Below are 2,677 nucleotides of genomic sequence, written 5' to 3'. Positions count from 1 at the left end.
GACCGACATGCACGCGACGATGGCCGACCCGGATCGCCCGGCGATGCCGGCCGCCCCCGCCGCCCGCGGGCCGCCCGCCCGCCCCCCCGCGGGGGCCCGCCCGCCCCCCGTCCGGGATCGGCGCCCCTACTTCGCCTCGAGCTTCGCCCACCTGGCGTCGAGGACGATCGCCTTGAGCTGGGCCATCGTCAGCGCGGGCTCGACGCGCGTCGCCTTCGCGTCCTGAGCGCCGGCGTTGAACGCGGAGACGACGACCCGGAAGCCGTCCTTGTCCATGGTGTCGACCGTCCACCAGACCACGCCCGCGCCACCCTTCTCACCGCGCTGCTGGGTCAGCTTCAGGAAGCCCCCGTCGGGCAGCGTGGCGGAGCCGTTGCAGTACAGCGCGCAGGCCTGGTCGCCCATGTCGTACTGGACGTTGACCTGGACGAGGCTCTTACCCTTGCCGTCGTCGACGACCACGTACGCGTACTGGCCGTCACCGCCCTTGGAGGTCACCCTCAGGCCCGTGGGCAGCAGCGCGCGCAACGTGGCCCCCACTTCGTCGCCGTTCGGCTCCGGCGGTGCGGTGTCGGTGCCCGGCCCGGGCTTGTCGTCGTTCCGCGCAGGCAGCTTCTTGAGCAGTGGCCGCCAGTCGTCCGCCGTGACCAGCGTCTTCATCACGGAGGGCGCGAAGGGCGGGTTCGTACGGCTGATCGCCTCGCCCTGCGCGGCGGGCGCGTTGTACTCGCTCGCGTCGACCAGGAATCCGTCCGCGGTCAGCAGGACCGCCCGCCAGTTCTTGGTCTCCTGGCGCTTGTCCGCGTACTCGTACCCCTGGAAGACCATCAGCCTGTCGCCGTTCGACAGCGTCTCCGTGGTGCAGGTGTCGTACCGGACGTAGGTCTTGGGCGGGCAGGTCACCCGCTCCGCGGCGGCGTTCTCGTCGGCCGGCGCCCGGTCGAGGGCGACGGAGACCCCCGCCTTGCCCTTGCCGTCGTCGTAGACGCCCGTGACGCTCCCTCCCGCACCGTCGTCGTGGGTCATGGTCCAGTCACCGGCCGGCGTGTTCGCCTTGAGCACGGCGGCCAGGTCCTTGGCCCCGGCCGGCGCCGTCGCTCCGCGCTTGTCGGCCGGTGCGGCCTTGTCCCGCGCGTTCTTCTCGCCCGGTACGGCCCGGTCCCGGGCGCTCTTGTCCTGTCCGCCCCCGTCCCGCGCGGGCTTCGACGCGGCGACGGAGGAGCCCTCGCCTGCCCCGCCCGAGCCCAGCAGGTCACCGCTGTACGCGCCGCCGACGGCCACCACCGCGAGCGCCAGCACGGTGCCGGTGACCGCGCCCAGGCGGCGGCGGACCACGCGGCTCCTGCCGCGGGCCAGCCCGCCGGCCACCAGCTCCCGGCCGTCGCCCGCGGCGAAGCCGTCACCGGTGCGGCGCAGGGCCGCGCCGAGTTCCTCCTCGAAACGTTCGTGTCCCTCGTTCAGGGGCATGCCGAATCACCGTCTCCGATCCATGGGTGAAAGAAGGTCCAGAAGTCCCGAAGTGCCCGGGTCAGCGGTGTGCGAACTCGGCGATGCTGCCGCCGAGCTGTTCCCTGAGCCGGCCGAGCGCCCGCACCGAGCGCGTGCGTACCGCGGCGGAACTCACGTGCAGTGCGTCGGCGGTCTCCTCGATGCTGCGGTCCTCCCAGTACCGCAGCACCACCACCGCCCGGTCCTTGGGCGCCAGCGAGGCCAGCGCGTCGAGCAGGGCGATCCGCAGCGCCGGGTCGTCCCCGGTCTCCGGGGCCCGGTCGGGCAGCTCGCCGAGGGGGCGCTCAGTCGCGGAGCGTCGCCGCTGGTGACTGAGGAAGGTGCGGACGAGGACGGTGTGCGCGTACGCGGCGGGGTTGCCGATCCGCTGGACGCGTCCCCACAGCGCGTACATCCGGCCCAGCGTCTCCTGCACCAGGTCCTCGGCGAGGTGAGTGTCGCCGCTGGTCAGCAGGCATGCCGACCGGAACAGGTGCCCCGTCCGTGCGGCTGCGAACTCCAGGAACTCGTCCGCGCGGGCATGTCTCATGCCCCTCCCCCCGTCGCCGTCGTCCTTCACCTCATTGACGCGGCGGGCGCGCGGAAATGTTTCACATGAGTTCGAGCAGCCTGAAATGTCCCATAGCGACCGAAAGGGGGTATCCCTGAAGCATGAACGCTTTTCTCTTGGATTCCGCGGAGGTCACCACGGCGGCCGGAGTCTGGCAGTCGGGGATGGCACAGGTGCTCGGTGGCCTGGTCCTGGTCGCCGTACTGATGGGTGCGTTCTGGCTGGGGATGAGGGTCAGGGACAAGGAATCCCCGACGCCCAAGCCCGAGGAGCATCCGCACCGGCCCGAAGGCGGCCTGCCCGGCGAGACGTCCGAGTACCGCAGGCCCCACGAGATGCCGCAGACCGACGGCGAGCACCGGCTCATGCCGTACGAGATCAAGGACGGCACCGAGACCTCGCCCGACCCGCCCAGCGAGGAGAAGCGCAAGTGGGGCGGGATCTCCAGCGGCGGCTTCGGCAGCGGCGGAACGGGGCACGGCGACTGAGCTTCGTCACGGGCGGGATGTCGCGGGACGCCCCTGAGGGCGTCCCCCGGCGCCCCCCCGCCCGGGGCCCCGTGACGGGGCCCCCAGCCGCACGGGGGGTGGGGCCGGGGGTCGGAGTAGCGGGGGACAA

The 2,677-nt window shown here is 72.5% G+C and carries 3 protein-coding genes; 1 reads left to right on the top strand and 2 read right to left on the bottom strand.

Going from position 1 to position 2,677, the window contains the following annotated elements; all coding sequences use genetic code 11:
* Positions 1-126: 126 nt before the first annotated feature.
* Positions 127-1,467 carry a hypothetical protein gene (locus ACFVZW_RS14920; RefSeq protein WP_384520971.1) on the bottom strand — a complete coding sequence of 447 codons (1,341 nt, stop codon included), beginning with the start codon at positions 1,465-1,467 and terminating at the stop codon, positions 127-129.
* Positions 1,468-1,528: 61 nt separating this feature from the next.
* Positions 1,529-2,038 carry a SigE family RNA polymerase sigma factor gene (locus tag ACFVZW_RS14915; RefSeq protein WP_384520968.1) on the bottom strand — a complete coding sequence of 170 codons (510 nt, stop codon included), beginning with the start codon at positions 2,036-2,038 and terminating at the stop codon, positions 1,529-1,531.
* Positions 2,039-2,160: 122 nt separating this feature from the next.
* Here ACFVZW_RS14915 and ACFVZW_RS14910 point away from each other — a divergent pair, with 122 nt between their 5' ends.
* Entirely contained in the window at positions 2,161-2,547 is a 387-nt protein-coding gene (locus tag ACFVZW_RS14910) for a DUF6479 family protein (RefSeq protein WP_384520965.1), read from the top strand.
* The last annotated feature ends 130 nt before the right edge of the window (positions 2,548-2,677 follow it).

The sequence above is a fragment of the Streptomyces sp. NPDC059567 genome, assembly GCF_042735655.1.
GTDB lineage: Bacteria > Actinomycetota > Actinomycetes > Streptomycetales > Streptomycetaceae > Streptomyces.
This window is presented reverse-complemented; position numbering and strand designations above follow the sequence as displayed.

Coding starts and splice junctions, on each gene's coding strand:
- ACFVZW_RS14920 (WP_384520971.1), bottom strand. CDS start 1,467: ATGCCCCTGAACGAGGGACACGAACGTTTCGAGGAGGAACTCGGCGCG.
- ACFVZW_RS14915 (WP_384520968.1), bottom strand. CDS start 2,038: ATGAGACATGCCCGCGCGGACGAGTTCCTGGAGTTCGCAGCCGCACGG.
- ACFVZW_RS14910 (WP_384520965.1), top strand. CDS start 2,161: ATGAACGCTTTTCTCTTGGATTCCGCGGAGGTCACCACGGCGGCCGGA.